Genomic DNA, 22873 nt, shown 5'->3' on the forward strand with positions numbered 1-22873 from the left:
CGAGGCCTGAAGGATCAGGCCTCGCCCTCCTCTTCGACTTCCGCGGTCTCTTCGAGACCTTCTTCGTCTTCCTCGTCGTCTTCAAGATCGGCGGGGTCGACCCAGCCCAGCGAAATCCGGGCGGTCATGACAAGGTGCTGCGCTTCCTCGAGCGAGACATCGAAAGGTTCGAGAAGGCCGTCATCCTTGACGCGCTCACCGTCGACCGTCGTCCAGCCGCCGGCCAATTCCCAGTCGGCGCAGGTGGCGAAGTCTTCCAGCGTTTTCACGCCATCCTCGGCAAGTGCCCTCACCATCTGGGGTGTCAGGCCTTCAAAGTCAATAAGGCTGTCCTCGGCGCCAAGCTCGCGGGCCTTCTCCAGAGCCTCGCGCGCCTGGGCTTCCAGAACATCGCGCGCCCGGGCCTGAAGCTCGTTGGCGGTGTCCTCGTCGACGCCGTCGATCACCAGCAGCTCGTCCAGCTCGACATAGGCCACCTCTTCGAGGTTGGTGAAGCCTTCCGACACCAGAAGCTGGGCAAAGAACTCGTCAAGATCAAGCGCGGTCATGAACAGGTTGGTGCGCTCCTCGAATTCCTTCTGACGGCGCTCGCTGTCCTCGGCCTCGGTCATGATGTCGATGTCGAGACCCGTCAGCTGGCTCGCCAGCCGCACGTTCTGACCACGACGACCGATCGCCAGCGACAGCTGATCCTCGGGAACGACAACCTCGATCCGCTCGGCTTCCTCGTCGAGAACCACCTTGCTCACCTCTGCCGGCTGCAACGCGTTCACAAGGAAGGTCGGCTGGTCCTCGTTCCACGGGATGATGTCGATCTTCTCACCCTGCAGCTCGTTCACCACCGCCTGAACCCGGCTGCCGCGCATACCGACACAGGCGCCGACAGGGTCGATCGAGTTGTCATAGGAAATCACGGCGATCTTCGCACGGCTGCCCGGGTCACGCGCCACGGCCTTGATGTCGATGATGCCGTCATAGATCTCCGGCACCTCCATCTTGAACAGCTCGGCCATGAATTCCGGCGCCGTCCGGCTCAGGAAAATCTGCGGGCCCCGCGCCTCGCGCCGCACATCCTTGATGTAGCAGCGGATGCGGTCCCCATTGCGATAGCTCTCGCGCCCGATCTTCTCGTTCCGGCGCAGAATCGCCTCGCCCCGGCCCACATCGACGATGACGTTGCCGTATTCCTCGCGCTTGACCACGCCGTTGATGATGGTGCCCGCCCGATCCTTGAACTCGTCATACTGACGGTCCCGCTCGGCCTCGCGCACCTTCTGCAGGATCACCTGCTTCGCGCTTTGCGCCGCGATCCGGCCCATGTCCACCGGCGGCACTTCCTCGACGAAGGTATCCCCCACCTTCGGATCCTCGAGATACTGCTTCGCCTGTTCGACGGTCATCTCGGCCTGGTAATTCTCAAGCTCGTCATCCTCGACCACCGTGCGCACGCGGGTGAACGTGGCCCGCCCCGTCTTGCGGTCGATGCTCACGCGGATATCCATCTCGGCGCCGTACCGGCTCTTGGCTGCACGGGCGAGGCTTTCTTCCATCGCCTCGACCACAAGGCCGGGGTCGATCATCTTCTCGCGCGCCACGGCCTCGGCGGTTTGCAACAGCTCAAGCTGGTTTGCAGAGGTAATTGCCATTCTTATTTCTCCTCCGACCCGTCGGTCTCGATATCGTCAAATTGTTCTTCGTTGAGCACGCCCGCATCCTTGCGCGCCTTCAACATGTCGCGGATCAGCTCGTCGGTCAGCACCAGCTTGGCATCCGCCAGCCAGTCGAACTGCAGCCCCACGGTGCCCTCGTCGAGATTGATCAGCACCTCGCCGCCCTCGACCCCGGCCAGCACGCCCTTGAACCGTTTCCGGCCCTCGATAAGCTCATGCGTCTCGATCTTCGCCTCGTACCCCTCGAACTCCTCGAAGTCCTTGAGCCGTGTCAAAGGCCGGTCGATCCCGGGACTCGACACTTCCAGCGTATAGGCATCGGTGATCGGGTCCTCGACATCCAGCACGGCACTCACCGCGTTCGAAATATCGGCGCAATCATCCACCTCGATCCCGCCATCGGGTTTCTCGGCCATGATCTGAAGCGTCGCGGTCTTCCCGCCCATCAGCCGCACGCGCACAAGCTCATACCCCATGTCCTCGATGACGGGGGTGATGATCTCGGCCATCCTGCGGTCGATGGCGGATTTGGCGATCAGGGTGTTGCTCATCGGTCCTTCAAACACAAAAAAACGGGCGCGCGGCCCGTCGTAGCTATCCGGTGGAGCCTCCGGTTTGGACCCGGCGGCGCCGCTGTTGATGGGGGATATACGCCCACCGGGGTGAGTCTGCAAGGGGCTTGGTCAAAGAATGGTCTTATCCCGCCGCACGCGCCTCCCGTTCCACCGCCGCCACGGCCAGCCTGACGTCATCTTCCGTCGTCCGATGATTGACGATCGCCGCCCGAAGACACGACCGCCCGTTCAGTGTCGTGGTCGAAAACACCGCCTCGCCTGAAAGCTGCAGCGCGGTGGCAATCGCCGACGGGTCGCCCTGCGTTACATGGAAACAGCACACGTTCGCCTGAACCGGCTGCGCCATCTCCAACACCTCCGACGCCTCCACCAGCTCCGCCATCAGCGCCGCCTGCCGGCAATTGTCGCTGATTGTCGCAGAAAGCGCCGGCACCCCCGCCGCCTTGATCCCGGCCCAGACCTTCAGCGCCCGGAACCCCCGGCTCAACTCCAGCCCGTAATCCGTGAACCACGTCTCGCCCCCGCCAAGCCCCGCAACCTGCCCTTCCAGATAAGCGGGCCGGGTCGAAAACGTCCTCCGGTGCAGATCGCCGTCGCGCATCAGCACCATGCCGCAATCATAAGGGACCCCGATCCACTTGTGGAAATCGGCGGCAATGCTGTCGGCCCGGTCCACCCCCTTGACCAGATCACACCAGGGGTCCTCGGCCAGAACCGCCCAGAACCCGAACGCGCCGTCCACGTGAAACCACAACCCTTCACGGCGGCACAGCCCGGCAATCGCATCCAGCCTGTCGAAGTTTCCGGTATTCACAGACCCGGCCGTGCCCACCACGGCCATCGGCACGATCCGGTCGGCACGATCCTCGGCAATCGCCGCCTCCAGCGCCTCCATATCCATGGCGCCATCGGGGCCCAGCGGAATGTGCCGCACGGCCCCGCTGCCATGCCCCATCACTTCCATCGCCTTCTCGAAACAGGAATGCGCGCCCTGCGCCGCATAGACTCTGATCCGGCCCAATCCGGCGATTCCATCCTTCCGAACGGCATCGCCGAACAGCTTCATCCTCGCCGCGCTCATCGCCAGAATGGTCGCCTGGCTTGTGCCGGTGGTCAGCACGCCCGACGCCCCCTCCGGCAACCCAGCCTGTCGGCGCGACCAGTCGATCACGGCCTGTTCCACCGCCATCGCCCCATGATCGCGCCCGCCGAGATTGGCGTTCATCGTCGCCGCCACCATCTCGGCCGCCACGCCCATCGGCTGGCCCGTGCCATGCACCCAGCCGAAGAACCGCGGATGCGTGTTGCCCGTCGCATAGGGCATCACCTCGCCGCGCATGATCGCGAAAACCTCCGCCTCGCTCAGCCCCGGCTCATCGGGGCCCAGCGCGACCGTCTCGGCAATATCGTCCGGCTTCGGTATCCACGGCAGATCCCGTGCCTGCTCCACCCGTTCGAGACAGGCATCCGCCAGCTCGTGAAACGCGCGCCGAAAAGCCTCCGGGTCGGCGGGATCGATGCGGTATCCGGGCTTGGTCATGGGGGCGCTCACGTCTCTTGCCCCGCCAGACGCGGCCGGGCTTCCTAGGCCGACAGCCTGCAACGGAAGGCCTGAGGTCGCAATAGCGCGGGCCGGGCAGTCGTCTCCCGCGCCAGTGGCGTTACTCCGCCGTCCACCCTTCGTCGTGATGCGTCCCGTCGCAATAGGGCTTGTTCCCCGACATGCCGCACCGGCACAACACGTATTTCTTCGACGACATGCCCTCCGCCTGCGCACCTGCCGGCGAGGTCACGTCCTGCACCCAATAGGGCCCGTCCTTCTCGATGGTAATGTCGCACCGTTCCGTCAGTCGATGCTCGCGCCCGCCATCCGCACGCTTCAGCGCCAGCGCGCCCGAGGGGCATGCGGCGACAACCTCTTCCACCTCGGCCCGCGTGCCCTTGTCCGGCTGAATCCATGGTTTCTGCTCGGGGTCGAACACATGCCCGGCCAGACGCCCGCACTCGGCCGCATGGGCACAGATGCGCGGGTTGAAGGTCACAGTCACCTCTTCGCCCTCATAGGTCAGAATCTTGTCCTTGCCCGACGGCTCACCGCTGTCGCTCTTGAAACCGACCTTCTCGTGGCTGCCGTCACAGAACGGCTTGTTCCCGGAATGGCCGCAACGACACAGGGCCATCGTGGCCTTCACCTCGATGTCTTCCCCGTCGGGGCCTTTCATATTGCGAATGTGCTTGGCGACGAAGGGCCCGTTCTCGCGCGCTTCGATGGCTGGTTTGTCCGACATGATGTACCTCCTGTTGCAACAAGAAGGTAGGTCGCGCATCGGTTCCGCCCACCGACGTAATACCGACAAAATACCGACGTTATACCGACGTTGGAAAATCGGGGGGTCAGTCGCGTCCCAGCGCCTGCATCACGCGCACCAGCTCGGCGCTGATCCCCGGCTCCGACAACGCATGCCCGGCCAGCGGAATCATCCTCAGATCGGCTTTTTCCCAGTCTCTCGCCAGCCTGAACGCCGATTCCGGCGGGCAGATCATGTCGTATCTGCCCTGCACGATCGTGCCGGGGATGTGCGATATTTTGGGAATGTTATCAAATATTTGCCCGTCGGTCTCCAGGAAGCCGGCATTGGTGAAATAGTGGTTCTCCAGCCGCGCAAAGGCCCGCGCATAATCCGGCGGGCTCTCCCCACCCACACCGCTCGACCCGACGGTTGCCAGCGCATTCTCCCATGACGCCCAGGCCTTGCCGTATCTCGCCTCTTCGGCCCGGTCCCCCGAAAACAGCCTCCGATGGTACGCGGCGATCATATCCCCCCGCTCATCCTCGGGTATAAGCCGTTGAAACTGTTCCCATGTTTCCGGCCAGAAACGCCCGGCACCACCCCCATAGAACCAGTCCAGCTCGGCCTGGGTCATGGTGAACACCCCCCTTAAAACAAGGTGCACCGCCCGATCCGGATGCGCTTGCGCATAGATCAGCGCCAGCGTCGCGCCCCAACTTCCGCCGAAGACGATCCACCGCTCGATGCCCAGCGCCCCGCGGATTTTTTCAATGTCATCAACCAGATGCCACGTCGTGTTTGCCTCCACGCTGGCATGAGGCTTCGACCGGCCACAACCGCGCTGATCGAACAGCACGATCCGAAACACCTTCGGATCGAAATACCGCCGCATCGCCGGGCTGCACCCACCCCCGGGCCCGCCATGCAGCACCACCACAGGCTTCCCCTCGGGGTTGCCCGACTGCTCCACATAAATCGTGTGCCCGTCGCCCACATCCATCATCCGCCGGTCGAACGGCTCGACTGGCGGGTACAAATACTGGACTGCGCTCTTTTGGCCTGAGAATTTATCCATGACCGTCCTATATACGAGGGCGTGACCAAAAGAGCATATGGAGAGCAGAATGCAAGCCGCTCAGACCACGATTGACGCCGGTGAAGTCGCAAAATTCGAGGCAATGGCCGCAGAATGGTGGGATCCGAACGGAAAATTCAAACCACTGCACATGCTCAACCCTTGCAGGCTTGACTATATCACTAGCCAGATCGCGGCGGAATTCGACCGCGACCTGAACGCGACGTCACCCTTCGAAGGCCTGCGAATCCTCGACATCGGCTGCGGCGGCGGGCTTTTGAGCGAGCCGATGGCGCGACTTGGGGCCGAGGTTGTCGGCGCCGACGCCGCCGAGCGCAACATCCCGGTGGCACAGATTCATGCCGAGCAGTCGGGACTTTCCATCGATTACCGCCACACGACAGCCGAAGCGCTGGCCGGCGCTGGCGAGCAGTTCGACGCGGTGCTGAACATGGAAGTGGTCGAGCATGTATCCGATCCGCTGGCCTATCTCACGGCCTGTCAGCAGCTTCTGAAACCTGGCGGCATTCACATCTGCTCCACCATCAACCGCAATCCGAAAAGCTTCGCGATGGCCATTGTCGGGGCCGAGTACGTGATGCGCTGGCTGCCCAAGGGCACGCACGAATGGTCGAAATTCATCACGCCCGACGAGCTTTATAAACTGATTGAACAGGCCGGCCTCTCACCGGTCGATCGCAAGGGGTTCGTGTTCAACCCGGTGACCTGGTCATGGTCATTGTCAGATCGGGATCTGAGCGTGAACTACGTTACCGCCAGCCTGAAACCCGCCTGATCAGCTACCCGACTCCATCTTCGTCCGCAGTTCGCGGAGAACCGGCAGGGTGGCCCGCACCTTGTCCTCGCCAAGTTCATCGACCAGCTCGGAAATCAGCGGGGAAATAGCTGAAATCGCCGCATCGCGCGCTTGCCGGCCGGCGGGGCTGATTGTCACCATCTTGCGGCGGGCATCGTCCCAGTCGGGGCGGATATGCACGTAACCGGCCCATTCCAGTTTACCCAGGGTGTTGGTCATCGCGCCCCTTGTCACGTGGAACGACGTGGCCAATTGCGCAGGGCTTCTTTCGCCACCGATACGGGCAAGGTGATTCAAAACGGAAAAATGCGAGATTTCCATGCCCTTCGGCAGCACCCGGCTCAACTTGTTCCGGATGAGCTGTTCATTGGTCAGGATTTCGCTGAAGAGCGTCACCGCAAGGGGGTTGCCGGGTTTTTCTGTCATTCAGGGTCGTCGAACCGATTGGCCTGCCGCAGGGAAGGGATGCGGCGCCTCGCTTCTTCCACGTCTTTCATATCCAGATCAATGCATATCACACCCGGCTCTTCCCCGGCATCCGCCAGAATGTCACCCCATGGGCCGATTGCCATGGAATGCCCATAGGTTTGGCGTTGTTTGCCGCGCGTGGCCGGGTGAGTGCCGGTCTGTGCCGGAGCAAGGACGTAGGACCCCGTTTCAATGGCCCGGGCGCGCAGAAGGGTTTCCCAATGCGCGGCGCCAGTGACCGCCGAAAACGCGGACGGCACTGTCAGGATCTGGGCGCCTTCTTGGGCCAGTTGTCGGTAGAGGTGGGGAAAACGGATGTCGTAGCATACGGTCAGCCCGATCGTGCCAAACGGGGTCTCGGCCATGACCGCGGTTTCCCCCGGCCGATAGCCGTCGGATTCGCGGTAGACCTCGGTTTCCGAAACCTGCACATTGAACATGTGGATCTTGTCGTACCGCGCTGCAATCGATCCGTCGGGTGCGATCAGAAATGACCGATTGGCGAAACGGCCATCCGCATCGTCGGTTTTCAGGGCGATGGACCCGATCAGACACCAGACCCGGGCCGTCTTTGCCTTTTCGCGCAGCGCGGCAAGGGTCTCATCCTCGGCCTCAGGCCTGAGCACCTCTTTCTGCCGGGTCCGGCTGGTCGAAAGGCAATTCGTAACCTCGGGCGTCAGGATGAACCCTGCGCCGAGGCGCACCGCCTCGTCAAACCGCGCGCCGACGTCGGAGATGTTTGCGGCGGGATCATCCCCGCTGGTCAACTGAAGAAGCGCCGCCTTCATGCGGCCAGCAGCGGATCCAGCTTCCCGGCGCGGTCTAGCGCGTAAAGCTCGTCGCAGCCGCCGACATGCGTATCACCGACAAATATCTGCGGGACGGTGCGGCCGCCGCTGGCCCGTTCTATCATCTCGGCCTTGCGCTTGGGGTTCGCCAACACATCGATCTCCGAAAAGCTGACGCCTTTCTCGGTAAGCAGCCGTTTGGCGGCGTGACAGAAGCCGCAGAGCGGCGAGGTATAGATTTCAACCGGTTTCATGACGATTTCCTGACATTTGCATTTCAGGAGAACTTAGGTGTGCTTGGCCACGCGCGCCAGTACCAGAATGCGCACATCCTCTGCGCCCGCAGCGTAACAGGCCATTGTGGCCGCGGCCATAGTCGCGCCAGAGGTCATGACATCATCGACCAGGAGGATCGTTCGCCCCTGTGCAAGATCGGTGCGCGACGGCTTCACCGAAATCGTGCCCGAGAGCGTGCGGAACCGCTCGTCGAAACCCTGCCCCTCAAGCGGAAGGGTGCGGATGTTGCGCTGCAAGAAGTCCGGGCAATGATCGACCTCCAGCTGGCGGGCCAGTGCATTGGTCAGCAGGGCCGACTGGTTGTAGCGTCGGCGAAGCATCCTCGTCCAATGCAGGGGGACGGGGGCTATCAGGGTATCCGGTGTAAGGAGGGGCCGTGCTGCCTTGGCCAGCCAAAGGGTTGCGGGCCGCACGATTTCATGCCGGTCGCCGTGCTTGAGCGCCAGAACCAGCTTGCGCCCATTCTCGTGATAGAGCATGGCGGCGCGACCCTCGCTCCACGGTCGAGCGATCCTGAGACAATCGTCGCAGGTAACCTTGTCGCCTTCCTCTTCTCCGGGAAGGGGTATGCCGCACAAATGACAGGACAAACCGGAGATGAAGGGCGTGTCCCTCCAGCACGGGCCACACAGGCCGAATTCGCTTTCCACTTGTGTCCCGCACAGGATACAGCGGGGCGGATAAATCAGCTGTAAGGCTGTTTGAAAAGAAACAGACGTCATCTTACCTTCTGAGCCATGACCACCCCGCTTACCGATCGTGCGGCCCTGATCCGCAACCGTGCCCGCGCGACGACCTCGCCGGTCACTTTCCTGCATGATGCGGCTCGCGGTGAAATCGAAGATCGGCTGGCATTGGTTAATAAATCCTTTCACAATCCAGCCCTCATACGCGGATTCGCCGCTTATTGGGACAATTTTTTGCCCGAAGCCCGCATCGTTGATGACACGGAGGTCTTGCCGCTCGCGCAGGGCTCCCACGACCTGGTGCTTCACGCCATGTGCCTGCATTGGGCAGACGACCCTGTTGGCCAACTGATCCAGGCGCGGCGAGCGCTTCGGCCTGATGGGCTTTTCCTGGGCGTCATGCTCGGGGGCGAGACCCTGCATGAACTTCGCACGGCATTGGCGCAGGCTGAGTCAGACCTTTTCGGCGGTCTGTCTCCGCGGGTGGCCCCGATGGCCGAGATCCGCGATCTGGGTGCTTTGCTGCAACGAGCCGGTTATGCCCTTCCAGTGGCAGACAGCGTGCGGTTGACGGCGAGCTATGCGACGCCGCTGCACCTGATGCAGGAGTTGCGCTTCATGGGGGAAGGCAATGCCCTTCACGCGCGGCGACGGTCAACAAGCGCAAAGGCACTGTTTGCACGGGCCAGCGAGATCTACGTAGAGAATTTCGGTGGCGAAGACGGTCGTGTGCCGGCGACCTTCGAATTGATCGTGCTGACCGGCTGGGCGCCCGACGAGAGCCAGCAGCAGCCGCTTCGCCCGGGGTCGGCCTCGCGAAGGCTGGCCGACGCGCTCGGCACCGAGGAAAGCAAGCTGAAAGATTGACGGCACGGCTGAACCCGTTATCTCCACGGCTGACAAGAAGAGAGACAGTGACCCATGCCAGACGCCAGCCGCCCCGCAGCCCGGCCCGAAAACGCCCCGGCTGACCACCCCGCGATCACCAAGGCGAAAACCGGTGTCCTGCTGGCCAATCTCGGCACGCCGGATCACTACAGCTATTGGCCGATGCGCCGCTATCTGAACGAATTCCTGTCAGACCGCCGGGTGATCGATTACAGCCCGTGGAAGTGGCAGCCGCTTCTGCAGCTGATCATTCTGTCGAAGCGGCCTTTCACCAGCGGCGAGGCCTACAAGTCGATCTGGAACGAAGAAAAGGGCGAAAGCCCCCTGATGACCATCACGCGCGATCAGACGACCAAGCTGTCAAAGTCGCTTGCCGATCGTTACGGCGATCAGGTCATGGTCGATTTCTGCATGCGTTACGGCAACCCGTCGACCAAATCGAAAGTGCGCGCCCTGACCGAGGCCGGGTGTACCCGCATCCTCTTTTTTCCGCTCTATCCCCATTATGCAGGGGCAACGTCCGCAACGGCGAACGACCAGTTCTTCCGCGCCTTGATGGAGGAAACGTGGCAACCCACCGCGCGCGTGGTCGAGCCGTATTTCGAGCATCCTCTCTACATCGAGGCACTCGCTAAGTCCGTTGAACGGGCCTATGGCGGCGTCGAGGCAAAACCCGAGATTCTCGTCGTGTCGTATCACGGGATGCCCAAACGCTACCTCATGCAGGGCGACCCGTACCATTGCCAGTGCCAGAAAACGACGCGCCTATTGCGGGAACGGCTGGGGTGGGACGAGACGCAGATCACCACAACTTTCCAGTCTGTCTTCGGCCCCGAGGAATGGCTCCGGCCCTACACCGTGGAAGAAGTCGCTCGGCTGGCCAGCGAAGAGGGAAAGAAACGGATCGCGGTCATTGCACCGGCATTTTCGGCCGACTGCATCGAGACACTGGAAGAGATCAACGAGGAAATCCGGGAAAGTTTCGAAGAAGCGGGGGGCGAGGAGTTTACCTACATTCCCTGCCTCAACGACGACGATGCCCATATCGAGGCGCTGAGCGAAGTGATCGGTGAAAACCTGAAGGGCTGGGTCGAAGGCTGAGGAATAGTTGCGGGCCTTACCTGTCGTTCATGCCCAGTCCATCCATGATCCGGACGTAGTGTTTTTCGATCCGTGCCATTCGGGTCTTTGATTGTTTCGCATCTGAGATGTGTAGGATGTAGCCCCGCTGACGCCCCGGTGTGAGCGCTTCGAAGGCGGCCTTGAAGGCTCCATCTTCCGCCATCTTGTCTTTCAGTTCATCGGGATAGACCATTTCCCGCTTTGCCTTGAAGTCGACCTTCTGACCGGACTTGTGGACCGCGATGGCGCTCTCGATGATCGCGCGAACGACCTCTTCCTGATCGTCGATCTCGGCGATGCTGCGAAACCTCATCTGGCGCGCGGCCTGGGAATTCTTGCCGGGCGCAACAAGCACTCCGTGAGGATCATCGACAAGCGCTCCCCTCATGAACCCGAGCCCGCAATAGTCTTTCATCTCGTGCAGGACCACGACATTCCCGCCGTCATAGGTGTAGCACGGCTGTCGCCATTTCAGTTCCTCCTTCAGAGGAAAGCTGAGCAGGATCTCCCGCAAACGGGTCAGTTCATCAGGGAATCGCTCGGCTTTCCGAAACCAGGGATCGAGTCGCATGTCGGCGCATCCGTCAGAGAAATCGGCACGAGACTAGAAGGTGCGTGATTTTGCCGCAAGGTTCACCAGATACGGAAAGGGGCAGCGCAACGCGCCGCCCCATCGATCGAGACCGCCTGCTTTCGCGTCAGATCAGGAGGACCTGCGTCCCGACATTGGTCAGCCCGAAGAGCTCCTGGATATGCTCGTTGTAAAGCCCGATGCACCCGTTCGAAGAACGCCGTCCGATCTTCCGGGTGTCGTGCGTGCCGTGGATGCGATAGTAGGTCCAGCTCAGGTAAAGCGCGTGAGTGCCGAGCGGGTTGTCCGGCCCGGGCCCCACATAGCTCGGCCAGTCAGGGTTACGTTCCAGCATGGAGGGTGTCGGGCGCCATTCCGGGCCGACAACCTTGCGAACAATGCTCGTCCGGCCGCGACGGGTAAGTTCTTCTGTCATTGGAACGCTGGTCGGGTACAGCTTGTAAACCGACTGATCCTCCGACCAGAAATGCAGCGCCCGCGAGCGCGTATCGACGAGAACCGCACCGTTGTTCAGGTTCGAAAAATAGGGCTGCCAGTGTAGCGCCCGGAAGCTCGAGATGTTGCGACGCGTTGTCTCGGAGATGTCGTTTTCCATCTCGACGGTGGAAGACCCGTTGATATCCTGCGCCAGAGCAGGAGCGCCAATCGCCGCTGCCGTACCTGCCACAAAAGCGCGTCTGCTAACGCGACCAGGGAATTTTTTCGCCATTGCTTCGCTCCGTGAATCCCGGCTCTTTTCGGGCGGGATCATAGTGCGCGAATGCCTCAGTCGCAATTCAAACACGCGATCAGCGGCAAAGCGGCGCCCAAGTGTGTTTGAACTACCGCGAGCCGCGGGCTAAACGGATGAAAATCGACTCTAGAGGTGGCTGGGCTACATGGCGCGTATCATCGGACTTCTGTTTTCGGCACTTTTGGTGCTTTCGGCATGCAGCAACACGATGACAGGCCCGCCTGCGGGGACCGACGGAAGTTCATCGACCCGGATTCATCGCATCCGCCCCAATGAGACCTCGACGATCCAGTACCGCATGCTCGATTCGGTCAATTCGTTGCGCCAGGCATCCGGCGCCGCGCCGCTGACACTCGACTCGCGTCTCAACGCGGCTGCGGCCACCCATTCGCGCGATATGTCGCTGCAGAACCGCCCGTGGCATTTCGGGTCTGACGGATCTTCGCCGATCGACCGTGCACGCCGCGTTGGCTATGACGGAACAGTCGTCGGCGAGAACATCTCGGAAACCTACGAGGACGAGCTGGAAACACTGGCGGCCTGGATGCAGGACGAAAACACCCGTCGGATCATCTTGTCTAAGGAAGCCACCGAAATGGGGTTCGCTTGGGAACAGGAAACCAACGGCAAGATCTGGTGGACCATGGTAACCGGCCGCAGCGGGCGCGCGGCCGATCCCTCTTCCTGATATCGGCGCCAATTACGGCGTAACGACGATCGGCGTCCCGTTGTTGACCATCGCGTAGACCCACTCCATGTGGCGGTTCTTCAGCGAGATGCAGCCCTCTGTCCAATCCTTGCGATTGTCGCGCGGATTGCCGTTCGGCCGCCCGTGGATGAAGATGTCGCCACCGGGTGACTTCTTGTTGGCAGCGGCAAAAGCCCGGTCGCTCGGATTGGGGTAGGAGAGTCCGATCGAAAGGTGGAACTTGCTGTTCGGGTTGCGCCGGTCGATGTAGTAGAAGCCTTCCGGCGTCTTGCCGTCACCTTCGAACTGCTTGTGCCCTTGCGGAGCAAAGCCGAGCTCGACCGGATACGTTTTCAGCACCTTGTTGTGATGCATGAGGAACAGGCGCCGCTCATCCTTCTGCACGATGACTTGCGTGACCTCCGGCCCATTGTATTTCTTGAACTTCGATCCGCAGCCTGCCAGCCCAATTGCCAGCAGGATAACGGTAATCAGTTTTATCGCCTTCATGGCCTATCTCGATTTCCTTGCCCTGGTGCGCGCATTTTACAGAAACTCGCGGGGTTGAGCCAAGGAAAATACGCGACCTTACGAGGCGTCGCGCCGGAATTCCGCAACAAGCTCGACATGCACAGACCAACGGAACTGATCGATCACGCGCAGGTGGGTCAACTTGTAGCCATGTCGCACCAGAGTGGCAGCATCCCGTGCAAAGGTGACCGGGTTGCACGAGACATGGGCGACCACTGGGATGTCCGATTGGGCGATCTGCGCGATCTGGGCTTCTGCGCCGGCACGAGGCGGATCGATAATAGCGGCGCCGAAACCGGAAAGCTCGTCGGCCTGGAGCGGTTGACGGAAGAGGTCGCGGGTTTCAGACGTGACTTTCTTCAGACCCTGGGCATGGCGCCAAGCAGTATCGAGCGCGCTCGTCATCGCCCGGTCGCCCTCGACCGCGTGGACCGCAGCCTTGCGCGCAACAGGCAGAGCGAACGTACCGCAGCCAGCGAACAGGTCGATAACGGAGGTGGCGCCCTTGACGATGTCGAGAACATCGGTCCGTAGCGCCTCTTCACCATCCTTCGTCGCCTGCATGAAGGCGCCGGCCGGCGGGGTGACCGGGATACCGTCAAATCGCTGCTCGGGCGGCAGGCGCGTGGCGATTGTCTCGCCATCCCAGCTAAGCCTTGCAAGGTCATGTGTCTGGCATAGTTCGGCAAGTGCCATCCGCAGGGGTCCGTCGAGCGGCTTGCCTTCGGTTACGGCGATGTCGAGCCCCGGTTCAGCCAAGGTCGCCGCCACGCGCAGTGGTGTCTTGCGGCTGGCTCCGGCCACGGCCAGCGCTTCTGCCAAGGGAAGCGCTGCCATCAAGCGGGGATGCAGCAAGTGGCAATCTGGAATTTCGATGATCGCGTCGGATTGCCTTCCGTAAAAGCCCGCCATAGCCCCTTTCTTGGTGCGCCGCGCTGCGAAAGTGGCCCGACGCCGGGTGTTGGGCGGCGAGGTGTGGATCGGAAGGAATTCAGTGTCGAGCCCCTGCGCCTGCAAAGCGGTTCTGACGATATCTGTCTTCCAGTCCGCCAGGGCCACGTCGGCCATATGCTGCATCTGGCAACCGCCACAGGATTTGAAATGACGGCAGGGTGGTGACACGCGGTCTGACGACGGTTTTACGATGCGAATGTCCCTCAGCCGCTCGCCCTCGGCTGTGCCGGTCACCACTTCACCCGGCAATGCCCCGGCCACGAAAACCGGGCCATCGGCAACCCCGTCACCAAGGTGGCCCAGCCGTCTGATCGTGTATTCCGTCAATCGCTACTCCGCCGCGGTCTCGCTGTCAGTATCGCCATCTATATCAGCATTGAGGAAGCCACCCGATTGACGTTGCCAGAAGCGGGCATAAAGACCGCCTTTTGCCAAAAGCTCGGAATGGGTCCCTTCTTCGAATATGCGACCCTGTTCCAGCACGATAATGCGATCCATCTGGGCGATGGTCGACAGGCGGTGTGCGATGGCGATCACTGTTTTGCCTTCCATCATCCCGTAGAGCGTCTGTTGGATCGCAGCTTCCACTTCACTGTCGAGGGCGCTGGTCGCTTCGTCCAGCAACAGGATGGGTGCGTCTTTCAGGATGACCCGTGCCAGCGTGATCCGCTGCCTTTGCCCGCCCGAGAGCTTTACGCCCCGCTCGCCAACATGGGCGTCGTAGCCTGTGCGCCCTTGCGGGTCCTGCAGGTCGAGGATGAAATCGTGCGCCTCGGCCTTGCGGGCGGCATCCAGCATCTCTTCCTCGCTTGCGTCGGGCTTGCCGTAAAGGATGTTGTCGCGCACCGAACGGTGCAGCAATGCGCTGTCCTGCTGTACCATGCCGACATGGTCGCGCAGGCTATCCTGCTGAACGCGGGTTATGTCCTGCCCATCGATCAGGATACGGCCGTCTTCCGCGTCGTAGAACCTCAAAAGCAGCTTTACGAGGGTCGATTTCCCGGCACCCGAGCGGCCGATCAGGCCAATCTTTTCGCCCGGTTCGATCGTCAGAGACACTCGGTCGAGCCCGCCCGCGCCGCGACCGTAATGATGCGAAACGCCCTGGATCTCGACGCGGCCCTCGGTCATCTTCAGCGGCTTGGCCTCCGGATCGTCAACAAGGTCGATGGGTTGGGCGATCGTTTCCATGCCTTCTGCGACCACGCCGAGCTGCCGGAAGAAGGTGGTCAGCGCCCACATAATCCAGCCGGTCATCGCATTGAGCCGCAAGGTCAGCGCTGTCGCCGCCGCAACCGCACCGACGGTCGCGCCGCCTTGCATCCAGAGCAGCATGGCCCAGCCCACAACGCCCACGATCAGCAGACCGTTCAGGATCACAAGAGCCACGTCCATGATGGTGTAGATCCGCATTTCAGCACGGAAGGTGGTGCGGGTGTTCTCGATGGCTTCCTTGGCATACTCCAGCTCGCGCTGATGGTGCGCAAAGAGCTTGACCGAGTGGATGTTGGTGTAGGCATCAACCACGCGGCCTGTCACCTGCGACCTCGCATCAGACGCCGCCTTCGACGCCGGCCCCACGCGCTGCATGACCCAACGAACGAGGATGCCGTAGAGTACCAGCCAGATGACCATCGGGATCGCAAGGCGCGGATCGGCATCCGACAGCATCAATGCCGCGCCGACCACATAGGCCAATGCAAAGGTGATGGCGTCGAACACCTGAAAAACCGCTTCGCCTGCTGCTGGCGGGGTTTGCATGATGCGGTTGGCGATGCGGCCCGCGAAATCGTTCTCGAACCAGCCGACTGACTGCCGCAGCACGTGCTTGTGCGAGCGCCAACGGATCAACGTACCGAAATTCGGGATGATCGTGTTGTTGAGCAACAGCACGTCGATCGCCTGAACCAGAGGTCGCAAAATCAGGATGAACAGGGCGACCACGATCAGCTCAAGCCCGTATTGCTGCCAGACGGCTTCCGGCTCTCCCGAAAGCCGATCGACCAGTTGGCCCATGTAGTAGATCAGCCAGAGTTCGATCGTCGCCACGAGAACCGAGAAGATGGCCGTCACCCAGAACACCCGGCGAAACGGCCGCATGTAGTCGCGCATGAAGGGCCAGAGCCGCGTCGGAGGTGTGTCTGTTTCCGTATACTCACAATACGGATCGACGAGATTCTCGAAAAACTTGAACATGAACGGCATCCTGATGAGGGGGCGCAAAAGCAACGCGGCTGCCACCGCGTTCGGTATCACATAGAGCGGATTATGGGCTTAGCTCAGCCAGATCCCGCGATACATTTGCATCCCTCCTTCGTCAGTCCCGTGAAGATGGCCCAAGTTTGATCAGATTGTCAATTGAAGTCTCTATGACAAGCCAGTCCCGAGCAGGTCCTCGCGGCGAAGCGTGAAGCCCGAGGCAAGCCATTCCCGTTCCAACTCGGCAAGTTTGTCGCCCAAAGCCGGGCCCTGAAAAGCCGGCATGAGATCGGAGGCAGACACTGGAAACTCGGCGACAGATCCCGTTGCGACAGCGTCAAACTCTTGCTGAGACACATGCCGGTTCTCTACCGCCGCCTTCAGCAGAAGGACATCGACTGCAGTCCTTTCGCCCATGCGATAGCCAAGCTCGCCGGGGTCGGCAATACGTCCCATACCTTCCAGAATTTGCGACAACTGCTTTGCCTGAGCGCGGCTCAGGCGAAGATTTTCGGTTTGGTTTTCGCCTCCCAATGCCGCCAGCCTGCGCAACGGATCGGCCGGCACGCGGTGTGCCCCCTCAAGATGAACGAGCGGACCGATCAAGCCGTCATCCGCTCCGGGAAGGACATGCCTCAAAACGCCGGAGTTGCGCATCGAAGCAATCGTTTCAGCAGGCTCGGGTGCCGTGAGAAGTTTCAGGAACTCGGCTCCGATACGCTCTTTCGAAAGGCTTTCGATCCCGTCGGAAAGCGCAGCGCAGGCCGCAAGGCCATCCGGGTCGAGGCCACCCCTGCCATACCAAGCGTGAAAGCGAAAAAACCGCAGGATGCGCAGGTAGTCCTCTCGGATGCGTTGCTCTGCGTCGTCGATAAATCTGATAAGCCCCGCCTTCAGATCTGGCAGACCGTTGAGCGGATCAATCAAGTCTCCATCGGATCGCGCATAGATAGCATTCATGGTAAAATCGCGGCGCCGTGCATCTTCGACCACATCGGTCGAGAACGCGACGGTGGCGCGGCGGCCATCGGTTTCCACGTCTTTTCGGAACGTCGTCACTTCGTGCGGCAGGCCACCCGCCACGACGGTAACTGTACCATGCTCTATGCCGGTGGGCACCGCCTTCAGGCCCGCGACCTCTGCCAGATCGACAACCGTATCCGGCAGGGCATCCGTGGCGATATCGATATCCCGCACGGGCACACCTAGCAGGTCGTCACGGACACAACCGCCGACGAACAACGCCTGGAAACCAGCCTCTTCCAACAACCGGCACACCGATTGAGTGGGGGCCTGGTAAAGCCATTCGCCACGAACCTTCATTGGTCTTCCAGTGCGTCAGCCAACGACCGAAGGATGCGCGCTGTCGCTCCCCAGATGTAATAGGGGCCGAATGGCACCGTGAAATAGTGCCGCCGGCTCCCGCGCCAGCGCCGGGATTGCACGCTGAAGTTGGACGGGGTCAGTACATGGTCGAGAGGAACGTCGAACACCTCTTCGACCTCTCCCACCTCCGCTACCGGGTCGAATGGTTCTTTTACAAGCGCAATGACAGGCGTCACGTGAAACCCGGTAACGGTTTCATGGGCCGGCATGAGGCCCAGAACCTCGACATTGCCGGGAGCGAGGCCGATTTCCTCGTGTGCTTCCCGCAATGCGGCGGCGGTGATGTCAGCGTCGCCCGGATCCTGCTTGCCGCCAGGAAAAGCGATCTGACCAGGATGATGCTTCAGGGCGGAAGATCGTTTCGTCAGAAAGAGACGCGCCTCCTCTCCCTGGGGCAGAACCGCCACGAGAACCCCGGCCGGGCGCAGCTTGCGCCCTTCCGGCAAAACCGTGTCCGGGTTCAGGTCGTAATCTGACGAAGGTGCCCGCGCCCGGTCAATGGCCGCGCGCAAACGGCTTGCGGCATCACTGGTCATTATCTGGCGGTTCAGACGCGTCGAAACCCAGGGTCGCTGGGTCAAGCCGATAATGGGAGCCGCAGAATTGGCAGTCTGCGGTGACGACCCCTTCCTCGGTTGTCATCGTCTCGATATCACGAGCCGAGTAGATCGAGAGGCTTTGCCGCACGCGGTCTTCCGAGCAGGTGCAGCCAAAACGAACCGGTTGAAACTCGTAGGCGCGCGGGGCTTCCTCGTGAAACAGGCGCACCAGCAGATCGGCCGGCGCGACCGACGGTCCGATCAGTTCCAACGCCTCGACCGTATCGAGCAGGATGTTCACCCGGTTCCAGTTCTCTTCGCCATCCTCGCCGACCACATCCTCGGCCGTCAGCAAACCATCCTCACCAGTGCCGCCGCCGGAGATGCCGGGCGAGGCCTTGGGCATGTGCTGAACCATGATGCCACCGGCACGCCAGTGTTCCGCTTCTCCGCGCTCCGTCGATTTGCCGAAACTCAAGGCAAAGCGGGTCGGTAATTGCTCGGACTGTGCAAAGTATGCCTCGGCGCAGGCGCTCAGGCTGCCGCCGGCAATCGGCGTAATCCCCTGGTAAGGGTCCGAGCCGGGACCCTGGTCGATGACCACGGAAAAGTAGCCTTTGCCGAGCTGGTCGAACGGTCTCTCGTCGGTTACCCGATCGCGATCGAAGCTGGCATAGGCCCTGATGCGGGCCACCTCTCCCTCGTCCTGCGGTGCGTAGTAATCCGTAGCGATCATCCGAACCGGTCCATCTGTCTGGACCTGAAGCGAGAGCTTCCAGCGCAACTTGATGGTCTGACCGATCAGAGCGGTCAGCAAGGCCATTTCCGCCACCAGTGCCTCGACCGCCGGCGGATAGTCGTGCTGACGAAGAATCCCGTCGAGCACGCCATCGAGACGCGCAAGGCGGCCGCGCATATCGGAAGCGTCAAGCTGGAACGGCAGGATCGTATCGTCCCACGCGATTTTTTGTCCAAGTGTCATGGAGTTCCCTTAAGCCGCAGAAATTGGCATACCGCGACTATATATGAACCGCCAGTGATGATCCAAGAGAGGGTGCATGATCCCCAGATTCGGCCCGACGCCACGTCGTGACATTGCCTATTCGCACCGGATGGGGGCCTACGCCATCCTCCCAAGGCAGGGACAGCTGCTGCTGACCCACCAAGAGGAGCCCGAGCCCGAGCTGCAATTGCCGGGCGGCGGCATCGACCCCGGCGAATCGCCTTTGCGGGCGCTGCATCGCGAAGTCTTCGAAGAAACCGGATGGATTATCGGCGCGCCTCGGCGGCTGGGGGCGTTCCGGCGTTTCGTCTACATGCCGGAATACGACCTTTGGGCCGAGAAACTCTGCCTGATCTACGTTGCCCAGCCGGTGCGCCCGCATGGCCCGCCGGCCGAAGCCGGGCACACCGCGATTTGGGCCAGCCCGGACTTCGCTGCCGAAGCGCTTGGTAACTCGGGCGACAGACATTTCGTCAGGACATACCTGACCGACCTCTGAATTCGAGAAGAACGGCCGATACATCGTCCTCGAACCGGGTGCTTCCGGTGAAGTCCGTCATTCGGCAAACGAGAGTTTCCAGGCAGACCAGCCCGCGAAGGTCTCTGGCCTCCTCCATTGCCGCGGACAGGCCAACCTCGCTCAGCATCCGGCCGTCTGGTCTGCGGCTTTCGGTGATACCGTCGGAATGGATAAGAAAGCGGTCACCAGGAGCAAGGCGGACCGTCTCGCTCCGATAGCTGGCCCGGTTCAGCAAGCCGACCGGAAAGCCGCCATCGCCCACGATCTCAACCGCGCCGCTGGCCCGTTGAACGATCGGAGACGGGTGACCCGCCTGTACGAAGGTGATGTCGCCGGTGACGATGTTGGCAATGGCCAGCAAAAAGGTGAAATAGTGCTCGGTTTCTATCTCCCCGAGGATCAATTCGTTCAGGATCGCGACCGTTTCTCTAGGACAGCGGGCAAGGAAATCACCACCCTGCCCGGCAACTATCGCGATGTTCTGCTCCGGCGTGTGAGCCGAAAGATATCCTGCCAGTCGCGCCGTCATCAGGGCAGAACTTATCCCGTGCCCTGACACATCTATCCCGTAAATGCCGATCTCGGACATGTTGATCGGGAACGTGCCCACGAGATCGCCGCCAACATGACCACAGGAATGCAGCATCAGCGAGACCTCTGCCCCGCCGAAATCGCGTTGCCTGTCGCGCACCAGGGATTGCTGAAGCCGGCGGGCTTCGATCAGGTCCCCATTGATGGAGTCATGGATCGATTGAAGCTCGTCGAGCGTCGTGCGGATCATCCGGTTCTTCTCGGTCAGTTCCCGCTCCATCCGGACGACGCGTTCCGCCGCCGTGATCCGCGCCCGCAGTTCACCGGAGTTTACCGGCTTGGTGAGAAAATCATCGGCCCCGGCGTCAAAGCCCCGTGCCATATCCTGTTTGTCGCTCTTCGACGTCAAGAGGATGAAGTAACCGTAGCCGTCACGGTGCATCTTTCGGAATTCCTCGCAGAATTCCAGCCCGCTCAACCCAGGCATCATCCAGTCGCTGAGCACCAGATCGGGAGGGTCCTCATGACATAACTGCAAAGCCTTATGACCGGAGCTGGCTTCGCGCACGTCATACCCCGCGGTCAACATCATCCGCGACAATGTCGTTCGCAACGACTTGCTGTCATCGACGACGAGTACCTTGCGAACGGCCTTCGCTCGATGCACCAGGTTCGGTTTGAGGTCTGTTTCCTGCACCACGCGCGAAATTGCCTTTTGTCACCCCGGACATCGCCTTAGCGCCAGTAGCTTAACGGTGTGTGAAACGTCGCAATTACCTCGAATCGAAATGAGCGCGTCAATAATTGCTTAAGACCTGATGCATAGCCTCACGGGCGTATGTAAGCAGTCGGGAAAGTTAGATGATCGATTGGAACCGGGTAGCTGAATTGCGCGAGGAAGTCGGGCTCGAGAACTTTGACGAGGTCGTCGATCTTTTTCTTTTCGAAGTGGAAGACGAACTCTCCCGATTACGAGACAGTCCGAACATCAGCACTCTCGCGGCTCGGTTTCACTTCCTGAAGGGCAGCGCGATGAATCTCGGGTTCGCGGCCTTTTCGGAACTCTGTCAATCCGGGGAAACTGCTGCCGGGAAAGGCCATGAAGGCAGGATCGACATAGAAGCGGTTGTAGCCTGCTATGACATTTCCAAGCACGAGTTCACCTGCGGGCTTCACCGGTTTGCCGCGGCCTAGATCAAAAACTCGGCCAACACCTCATCATTGGTGATGTCGCGGAATGCAAAGCCCACCGCTTCCATCTTGGTCTCGATCTGGCCAAAGTTTCCGGGATCGCTTGCCTCGATCCCGATCAGGACCGAACCGAAATTGCGCGCCGACTTCTTCAGATACTCGAACCGCGAGATATCGTCGTTGGGTCCGAGGATATTCAGGAAATCCCTGAGGGCGCCCGGCCGCTGCGGCATGCGAAGGATATAATACTTCTTGATGCCGGACGACCGCAGCGCCCGTTCACGCACCTCGGGCAACCGCTCGAAGTCGAAGTTCCCCCCCGATGTGACACACACCACGCGCTTGCCTCGGATTTCATGCCTCAGGTCTTTCAGCGCATCCACGGCGAGGGCACCGGCCGGCTCCAACACGATACCCTCCACGTTCAGCATTTCCAGGATGGTGGTACAAAGACGATCCTCGCTCACCGTCATGGCGCGTTCCACATCGAGATCACGCAATAGCGCAAAGGTCTTTTCGCCGATCTGCGCCACCGCGGCACCATCCGCAAAGGTTTCGACCTGATTGAGTCGAACCGGGTGCCCCGCCTGCAGCGCAGCGCCAAGGCAGGCGCCTCCCGCGGGTTCGACAAGCGCATAATCACAGCTTGCGCCAAGATAGCTGCGTACTCCGGACGACAGACCGCCGCCGCCGACGGGCATGACGATCAGGTCAGGCGCGCCACCAAGCTGTCGTTCAATCTCGACACCTACCGAGGCCTGCCCTTCGATCACGTCCTCGTCATCGAACGGCGAGAGGAAGTGCCCGCCGACCTCGGCGCAGTGGGCCTTGGCGGCTGACAGCGTGTCATCGAAATAGTCGCCGGTGAGTTCCACGGTCACGAATTCGCCACCAAAACTCTTGGTTTTCATGATTTTCTGCTGCGGTGTCGTAACGGGCATGAAAACCATGCCTTTCACCCCGAAATGCCGGCACATGAACGCCACACCCTGCGCATGGTTGCCGGCGCTCGCGCAGACGAATGAAGCGGTGTCCGGTTTTCTCTCCAACACCTTCCGCATGGCGTTGAAAGCCCCGCGAAGTTTGTAGGACCGCACTGGCGTCAAGTCTTCCCGCTTGAGAAGTATCTCGGCATCGTAGCGGTCGGAGAGGTGATCGTTCCGTTGCAACGGCGTCGGTTCGAACACGTCGCGCATGGCGGCTTCGGCGGAGCGGGCAAGGGTGCGGAAATCGGTCATGCCGGTTTCACTGTCGCAATCCCCGCACGCTGGCAAGGGGGCCGGGCAAAGAATACTTGGGCATACGATCATGCAGATCAGCTTGCTCAGC

Annotated in this window: 25 protein-coding genes; 6 read left to right on the plus strand and 19 right to left on the minus strand. The window is 61.2% G+C overall.

All coding sequences use genetic code 11. The features are described from left to right. Positions 1–14: 14 nt before the first annotated feature. The 5 genes from nusA to pip form a co-directional block, all read right to left on the minus strand. Positions 15–1646 (minus strand): transcription termination factor NusA, encoded by a 1632-nt coding sequence (gene nusA / locus RIdsm_RS25745; RefSeq protein ID WP_057812152.1) that lies wholly within the window; start codon positions 1644–1646, stop codon positions 15–17. A gap of 2 nt (positions 1647–1648) precedes the next feature. Further along, a complete protein-coding gene (gene rimP, locus RIdsm_RS25750) occupies positions 1649–2221 on the minus strand; it encodes a ribosome maturation factor RimP (protein WP_057812150.1) in 573 nt (190 codons plus the stop codon). A gap of 145 nt (positions 2222–2366) precedes the next feature. Further along, a complete protein-coding gene (locus RIdsm_RS25755) occupies positions 2367–3785 on the minus strand; it encodes a pyridoxal phosphate-dependent decarboxylase family protein (RefSeq protein ID WP_057812148.1) in 1419 nt (472 codons plus the stop codon). 121 nt (positions 3786–3906) lie between these two features. Then, positions 3907–4533: a CDGSH iron-sulfur domain-containing protein gene (locus RIdsm_RS25760; protein ID WP_057812146.1), complete on the minus strand. Its 627-nt coding sequence runs from the start codon at positions 4531–4533 to the stop codon at positions 3907–3909. Positions 4534–4639: 106 nt separating this feature from the next. Then, complete coding sequence (pip, locus tag RIdsm_RS25765) at positions 4640–5611, minus strand: prolyl aminopeptidase (RefSeq protein WP_057812143.1); 972 nt, start codon at positions 5609–5611, stop codon at positions 4640–4642. A 49-nt stretch (positions 5612–5660) separates the two neighbouring features. Between pip and ubiG the strand changes: the two genes are divergently transcribed. Continuing rightward, entirely contained in the window at positions 5661–6407 is a 747-nt protein-coding gene (ubiG, locus tag RIdsm_RS25770) for a bifunctional 2-polyprenyl-6-hydroxyphenol methylase/3-demethylubiquinol 3-O-methyltransferase UbiG (protein ID WP_057812141.1), read from the plus strand. Here ubiG and RIdsm_RS25775 read toward each other — a convergent pair whose 3' ends face one another. Genes RIdsm_RS25775 through RIdsm_RS25790 form a run of 4 tightly spaced genes read right to left on the minus strand, consistent with a single transcriptional unit; the run spans position 6408 to position 8703 of the window. Beyond that, a complete protein-coding gene (locus RIdsm_RS25775) occupies positions 6408–6854 on the minus strand; it encodes a MarR family winged helix-turn-helix transcriptional regulator (protein WP_057812139.1) in 447 nt (148 codons plus the stop codon). After that, positions 6851–7684, minus strand: a complete 834-nt coding sequence (locus RIdsm_RS25780; protein ID WP_057812137.1) for a carbon-nitrogen hydrolase family protein — start codon at positions 7682–7684, stop codon at positions 6851–6853. Before RIdsm_RS25780 ends, RIdsm_RS25775 begins: the two co-directional genes overlap by 4 nt. Continuing rightward, positions 7681–7938 carry a glutaredoxin 3 gene (gene grxC, locus RIdsm_RS25785; protein ID WP_057812135.1) on the minus strand — a complete coding sequence of 86 codons (258 nt, stop codon included), beginning with the start codon at positions 7936–7938 and terminating at the stop codon, positions 7681–7683. The genes RIdsm_RS25780 and grxC overlap by 4 nt, the downstream gene beginning before the upstream one ends. A 33-nt stretch (positions 7939–7971) precedes the next feature. Next, positions 7972–8703: a double zinc ribbon domain-containing protein gene (locus RIdsm_RS25790; RefSeq protein WP_057812133.1), complete on the minus strand. Its 732-nt coding sequence runs from the start codon at positions 8701–8703 to the stop codon at positions 7972–7974. A gap of 15 nt (positions 8704–8718) precedes the next feature. Between RIdsm_RS25790 and RIdsm_RS25795 the strand changes: the two genes are divergently transcribed. Both RIdsm_RS25795 and hemH read left to right on the plus strand, forming a co-directional pair. Further along, positions 8719–9534 (plus strand): methyltransferase domain-containing protein, encoded by an 816-nt coding sequence (locus RIdsm_RS25795; protein ID WP_057812131.1) that lies wholly within the window; start codon positions 8719–8721, stop codon positions 9532–9534. A 54-nt stretch (positions 9535–9588) separates the two neighbouring features. Then, positions 9589–10656, plus strand: a complete 1068-nt coding sequence (gene hemH / locus RIdsm_RS25800) for a ferrochelatase (protein ID WP_057812129.1) — start codon at positions 9589–9591, stop codon at positions 10654–10656. 16 nt (positions 10657–10672) lie between these two features. On the opposite strand, the gene RIdsm_RS25805 is transcribed toward hemH, so the two are convergent. Further along, the gene (locus RIdsm_RS25805) at positions 10673–11248 is read right to left on the minus strand and encodes a YdeI/OmpD-associated family protein (RefSeq protein WP_057812127.1); all 576 of its coding nucleotides are present in this window, start codon (positions 11246–11248) and stop codon (positions 10673–10675) included. 127 nt (positions 11249–11375) lie between these two features. After that, the gene (locus RIdsm_RS25810) at positions 11376–11978 is read right to left on the minus strand and encodes a L,D-transpeptidase (protein WP_057812125.1); all 603 of its coding nucleotides are present in this window, start codon (positions 11976–11978) and stop codon (positions 11376–11378) included. Between the two features lie 169 nt (positions 11979–12147). Between RIdsm_RS25810 and dalA the strand changes: the two genes are divergently transcribed. After that, complete coding sequence (gene dalA, locus RIdsm_RS25815) at positions 12148–12690, plus strand: divisome-associated lipoprotein DalA (RefSeq protein ID WP_057812123.1); 543 nt, start codon at positions 12148–12150, stop codon at positions 12688–12690. A 12-nt stretch (positions 12691–12702) separates the two neighbouring features. Here dalA and RIdsm_RS25820 read toward each other — a convergent pair whose 3' ends face one another. From RIdsm_RS25820 to hslO, 6 genes are all read right to left on the minus strand, one after another. Beyond that, positions 12703–13200 (minus strand): L,D-transpeptidase family protein, encoded by a 498-nt coding sequence (locus RIdsm_RS25820; protein ID WP_057812121.1) that lies wholly within the window; start codon positions 13198–13200, stop codon positions 12703–12705. 78 nt (positions 13201–13278) lie between these two features. Then, the gene (locus RIdsm_RS25825; RefSeq protein WP_057812119.1) at positions 13279–14502 is read right to left on the minus strand and encodes a class I SAM-dependent RNA methyltransferase; all 1224 of its coding nucleotides are present in this window, start codon (positions 14500–14502) and stop codon (positions 13279–13281) included. 3 nt (positions 14503–14505) lie between these two features. Continuing rightward, complete coding sequence (locus tag RIdsm_RS25830; RefSeq protein ID WP_057813248.1) at positions 14506–16371, minus strand: ABC transporter ATP-binding protein; 1866 nt, start codon at positions 16369–16371, stop codon at positions 14506–14508. 171 nt (positions 16372–16542) lie between these two features. Further along, entirely contained in the window at positions 16543–17697 is a 1155-nt protein-coding gene (locus RIdsm_RS25835) for a CCA tRNA nucleotidyltransferase (RefSeq protein WP_057812117.1), read from the minus strand. Then, complete coding sequence (locus RIdsm_RS25840; RefSeq protein WP_074939925.1) at positions 17694–18296, minus strand: CoA pyrophosphatase; 603 nt, start codon at positions 18294–18296, stop codon at positions 17694–17696. Before RIdsm_RS25840 ends, RIdsm_RS25835 begins: the two co-directional genes overlap by 4 nt. Next, complete coding sequence (gene hslO / locus RIdsm_RS25845; protein WP_057812113.1) at positions 18286–19281, minus strand: Hsp33 family molecular chaperone HslO; 996 nt, start codon at positions 19279–19281, stop codon at positions 18286–18288. Before hslO ends, RIdsm_RS25840 begins: the two co-directional genes overlap by 11 nt. A gap of 76 nt (positions 19282–19357) precedes the next feature. Here hslO and RIdsm_RS25850 point away from each other — a divergent pair, with 76 nt between their 5' ends. Next, complete coding sequence (locus RIdsm_RS25850; protein ID WP_057812111.1) at positions 19358–19801, plus strand: NUDIX domain-containing protein; 444 nt, start codon at positions 19358–19360, stop codon at positions 19799–19801. On the opposite strand, the gene RIdsm_RS25855 is transcribed toward RIdsm_RS25850, so the two are convergent. Next, positions 19776–21050 carry a PP2C family protein-serine/threonine phosphatase gene (locus RIdsm_RS25855; RefSeq protein WP_236553160.1) on the minus strand — a complete coding sequence of 425 codons (1275 nt, stop codon included), beginning with the start codon at positions 21048–21050 and terminating at the stop codon, positions 19776–19778. The two genes, RIdsm_RS25850 and RIdsm_RS25855, sit on opposite strands and share 26 nt — an antisense overlap. A 164-nt stretch (positions 21051–21214) precedes the next feature. Here RIdsm_RS25855 and RIdsm_RS25860 point away from each other — a divergent pair, with 164 nt between their 5' ends. Further along, the gene (locus RIdsm_RS25860; RefSeq protein WP_057812107.1) at positions 21215–21547 is read left to right on the plus strand and encodes an Hpt domain-containing protein; all 333 of its coding nucleotides are present in this window, start codon (positions 21215–21217) and stop codon (positions 21545–21547) included. Here RIdsm_RS25860 and ilvA read toward each other — a convergent pair. After that, positions 21544–22782: a threonine ammonia-lyase IlvA gene (gene ilvA / locus RIdsm_RS25865; RefSeq protein WP_057812105.1), complete on the minus strand. Its 1239-nt coding sequence runs from the start codon at positions 22780–22782 to the stop codon at positions 21544–21546. The two genes, RIdsm_RS25860 and ilvA, sit on opposite strands and share 4 nt — an antisense overlap. Positions 22783–22873: the final 91 nt, after the last annotated feature.

The sequence above is a fragment of the Roseovarius indicus genome (assembly GCF_008728195.1).
Lineage (GTDB): Bacteria > Pseudomonadota > Alphaproteobacteria > Rhodobacterales > Rhodobacteraceae > Roseovarius > Roseovarius indicus.

Excerpts from the sequence above, each read along its gene's own strand:
- nusA (WP_057812152.1), bottom strand. The coding sequence starts at position 1,646 with ATGGCAATTACCTCTGCAAACCAGCTTGAGCTGTTGCAAACCGCCGAG.
- rimP (WP_057812150.1), bottom strand. The coding sequence starts at position 2,221 with ATGAGCAACACCCTGATCGCCAAATCCGCCATCGACCGCAGGATGGCC.
- RIdsm_RS25755 (WP_057812148.1), bottom strand. The coding sequence starts at position 3,785 with ATGACCAAGCCCGGATACCGCATCGATCCCGCCGACCCGGAGGCTTTT.
- RIdsm_RS25760 (WP_057812146.1), bottom strand. The coding sequence starts at position 4,533 with ATGTCGGACAAACCAGCCATCGAAGCGCGCGAGAACGGGCCCTTCGTC.
- pip (WP_057812143.1), bottom strand. The coding sequence starts at position 5,611 with ATGGATAAATTCTCAGGCCAAAAGAGCGCAGTCCAGTATTTGTACCCG.
- ubiG (WP_057812141.1), top strand. The coding sequence starts at position 5,661 with ATGCAAGCCGCTCAGACCACGATTGACGCCGGTGAAGTCGCAAAATTC.
- RIdsm_RS25775 (WP_057812139.1), bottom strand. The coding sequence starts at position 6,854 with ATGACAGAAAAACCCGGCAACCCCCTTGCGGTGACGCTCTTCAGCGAA.
- RIdsm_RS25780 (WP_057812137.1), bottom strand. The coding sequence starts at position 7,684 with ATGAAGGCGGCGCTTCTTCAGTTGACCAGCGGGGATGATCCCGCCGCA.
- grxC (WP_057812135.1), bottom strand. The coding sequence starts at position 7,938 with ATGAAACCGGTTGAAATCTATACCTCGCCGCTCTGCGGCTTCTGTCAC.
- RIdsm_RS25790 (WP_057812133.1), bottom strand. The coding sequence starts at position 8,703 with ATGACGTCTGTTTCTTTTCAAACAGCCTTACAGCTGATTTATCCGCCC.
- RIdsm_RS25795 (WP_057812131.1), top strand. The coding sequence starts at position 8,719 with ATGACCACCCCGCTTACCGATCGTGCGGCCCTGATCCGCAACCGTGCC.
- hemH (WP_057812129.1), top strand. The coding sequence starts at position 9,589 with ATGCCAGACGCCAGCCGCCCCGCAGCCCGGCCCGAAAACGCCCCGGCT.
- RIdsm_RS25805 (WP_057812127.1), bottom strand. The coding sequence starts at position 11,248 with ATGCGACTCGATCCCTGGTTTCGGAAAGCCGAGCGATTCCCTGATGAA.
- RIdsm_RS25810 (WP_057812125.1), bottom strand. The coding sequence starts at position 11,978 with ATGGCGAAAAAATTCCCTGGTCGCGTTAGCAGACGCGCTTTTGTGGCA.
- dalA (WP_057812123.1), top strand. The coding sequence starts at position 12,148 with ATGGCGCGTATCATCGGACTTCTGTTTTCGGCACTTTTGGTGCTTTCG.
- RIdsm_RS25820 (WP_057812121.1), bottom strand. The coding sequence starts at position 13,200 with ATGAAGGCGATAAAACTGATTACCGTTATCCTGCTGGCAATTGGGCTG.
- RIdsm_RS25830 (WP_057813248.1), bottom strand. The coding sequence starts at position 16,371 with ATGTTCAAGTTTTTCGAGAATCTCGTCGATCCGTATTGTGAGTATACG.
- RIdsm_RS25835 (WP_057812117.1), bottom strand. The coding sequence starts at position 17,697 with ATGAAGGTTCGTGGCGAATGGCTTTACCAGGCCCCCACTCAATCGGTG.
- RIdsm_RS25840 (WP_074939925.1), bottom strand. The coding sequence starts at position 18,296 with ATGACCAGTGATGCCGCAAGCCGTTTGCGCGCGGCCATTGACCGGGCG.
- hslO (WP_057812113.1), bottom strand. The coding sequence starts at position 19,281 with ATGACACTTGGACAAAAAATCGCGTGGGACGATACGATCCTGCCGTTC.
- RIdsm_RS25850 (WP_057812111.1), top strand. The coding sequence starts at position 19,358 with ATGATCCCCAGATTCGGCCCGACGCCACGTCGTGACATTGCCTATTCG.
- RIdsm_RS25860 (WP_057812107.1), top strand. The coding sequence starts at position 21,215 with ATGATCGATTGGAACCGGGTAGCTGAATTGCGCGAGGAAGTCGGGCTC.
- ilvA (WP_057812105.1), bottom strand. The coding sequence starts at position 22,782 with ATGACCGATTTCCGCACCCTTGCCCGCTCCGCCGAAGCCGCCATGCGC.